Origin of the sequence: Streptomyces bohaiensis (assembly GCF_012033785.1) — a bacterium.
Classification (GTDB): domain Bacteria; phylum Actinomycetota; class Actinomycetes; order Streptomycetales; family Streptomycetaceae; genus Streptomyces; species Streptomyces bohaiensis.
On sequence record NZ_JAAVJC010000448.1, the window covers coordinates 1 to 2,372 of the forward strand.

Annotated in this window: 2 protein-coding genes; both read left to right on the forward strand. The window is 75.3% G+C overall.

Features of this window, described 5'->3' with window-relative positions; genetic code table 11:
- The first annotated feature begins 209 nt into the window (after positions 1-209).
- Entirely contained in the window at positions 210-1,448 is a 1,239-nt protein-coding gene (gene trpB, locus HCN52_RS23800) for a tryptophan synthase subunit beta (protein WP_168090485.1), read from the forward strand.
- A 35-nt stretch (positions 1,449-1,483) separates the two neighbouring features.
- On the forward strand, positions 1,484-2,314 hold the full coding sequence (trpA, locus tag HCN52_RS23805) for a tryptophan synthase subunit alpha (protein WP_168090484.1): 831 nt from the start codon (positions 1,484-1,486) through the stop codon (positions 2,312-2,314).
- Positions 2,315-2,372: the final 58 nt, after the last annotated feature.

Sequence of the window (2,372 nt, forward strand, 5' to 3'; positions counted from 1 at the left end):
GTGGCACCCTCGCCGCCGCCTCTCCGCGGTGACCGAACCCGCGCGCCTGTCCCCGCCCGCGCCCCGGCCGCCCCGACGGCCCGGGCCGCCGCTCCGCCCCCGGGTGTCGACGACGCCCGGCGGGGGAGCGGCACCCCGTCCCCGTGACGGCGGCCGCACCGGCCCCCGCCGTCACCTCGCACGTCGACGCCCCCCTCGGAGGCACAGCCATGTCCGACGGCTACTTCCTGCCCGACCCCGAAGGGCTGGTGCCCAGCACCGGCGGCTACTTCGGTGCGTTCGGCGGCATCTTCGTCCCGGAGGCGCTGCGCGCCGCCGTGGAGGAGGTGGCAGCCGAGTACGAGAAGGCGAAGGGCGACCCTGCCTTCGCCGCCGAGCTGGAGGATCTGCTGGTCAACTACACCGGCCGCCCCAGCGCCCTCACCGAGGTGCCCCGGCTCGCCGAGCACGCCGGCGGCGCGCGGGTGTTCCTCAAGCGTGAGGACCTCAACCACACCGGCTCGCACAAGATCAACAACGTGCTGGGCCAGGCGCTGCTGACGCGCCGCATGGGCAAGACCCGCGTCATCGCCGAGACCGGCGCCGGACAGCACGGCGTCGCGACCGCCACCGCCTGCGCGCTCTTCGGCCTGGAGTGCGTCATCTACATGGGCGAGGTCGACACCGAGCGTCAGGCGCTCAACGTCGCCCGCATGCGGATGCTCGGCGCCGAGGTGATCCCGGTGACCTCCGGCAGCCGCACCTTGAAGGACGCCATCAACGAGGCGTTCCGCGACTGGGTCGCCAACGTGGACCGCACCCACTACCTCTTCGGCACCGTGGCCGGCCCGCACCCCTTCCCGGCGCTGGTGCGGGACTTCCACCGCGTCATCGGGGTCGAGGCGCGCCGGCAGATCCTGGAGCGCACCGGCCGGCTGCCGGACGCGGTCGCGGCCTGTGTCGGCGGCGGGTCCAACGCCATCGGGCTCTTCCACGCCTTCCTCCCCGACGAGGGCGTCCGGCTGGTCGGCCTGGAGGCCGCGGGCCACGGGGTCGCCTCCGGCGAGCACGCCGCGACCCTCACCGCGGGCGAGCCCGGCATCCTCCACGGCTCCCGCTCCTACGTCCTCCAGGACGACGAGGGCCAGATCACCGAGCCGTACTCGATCTCGGCCGGGCTGGACTACCCCGGGATCGGGCCGGAGCACGCCTACCTCAAGGACTCCGGCCGCGCCGAATACCGGCCGGTGACCGACGACGAGGCGATGCGGGCGCTGCGGATGCTGGCCCGCACCGAGGGCATCATCGCCGCCATCGAGAGTGCGCACGCCCTCGCCGGGGCGCTCGACCTCGGCAGGGAGCTGGGCCCGGAGGGGACCGTGCTGGTCAACCTCTCCGGCCGCGGCGACAAGGACATGGACACCGCCGCCCGCTACTTCGGGCTGTACGACGAGGGAGCCGAGAAGTGACCGCGACCCAGCAGCCGGCGGCGGGCGCCGCCACCATCGGGACGGCGGGCGGCGGACGGCTCCGGTTGCTGGAGACGGTGCTCGCCGACACCCGCGCCCAGGGGCGCGCCGCGCTGATCGGCTACTTCCCCGCGGGCTTCCCCACCGTCCGCGACGGCATCGACTGCGCCGTCGCCATGGCCGAGGGCGGCTGCGACGTCATCGAGATCGGGCTGCCCCACAGCGACCCGGTGCTGGACGGCCCGGTCATCCAGACCGCCGACGACATCGCGCTGCGCGGCGGGGTCCGCATCGCCGACGTCATCGCCACCGTCGGTGCGGTCCACGCCGCCACCGGCGTCCCGGTGCTCTGCATGACCTACTGGAACCCGGTCGACCGCTACGGGGTGGCACGGTTCGCCGCGGAACTCGCCGCGGCCGGGGGCGCGGGCTGCATCCTGCCCGACCTCCCGGTGGAGGAGGCCGACGCCTGGCGGGAGGCGGCCGCCGAGCACGGGCTGGCGACCGTCTTCGTCGTCGCCCCCTCCAGCCGGGACAAGCGGCTGGCGGAGATCACCGCGGCCGGCAGCGGGTTCGTGTACGCCGCCTCCCTGATGGGCGTCACCGGGACGCGGGAGTCGGTCGGCCAGGAGGCCGGCGAACTGGTGCGGCGGACCCGCGGCGTCAGCGACCTCCCGGTCTGTGTCGGCCTCGGTGTCTCCACCGGCGCCCAGGCAGCCGAGGTGGCGGCCTTCGCCGACGGCGTCATCGTCGGCAGCGCCTTCGTGCAGCGGGTCCTCGACCACGCCGACGACACCCCGGCCGCGGTCGCGGCGGTGCGCGGGCTCGCCGCGGAACTCGCCGACGCCACCCGCCGCGAGAGCTGACCGGCACCCGCCACCCGGCCCCGGCACGCCCCGTACCCACTCCGGTACGGGGCGTGCC

Coding starts and splice junctions, on each gene's coding strand:
- trpB (WP_168090485.1), top strand. CDS start 210: ATGTCCGACGGCTACTTCCTGCCCGACCCCGAAGGGCTGGTGCCCAGC.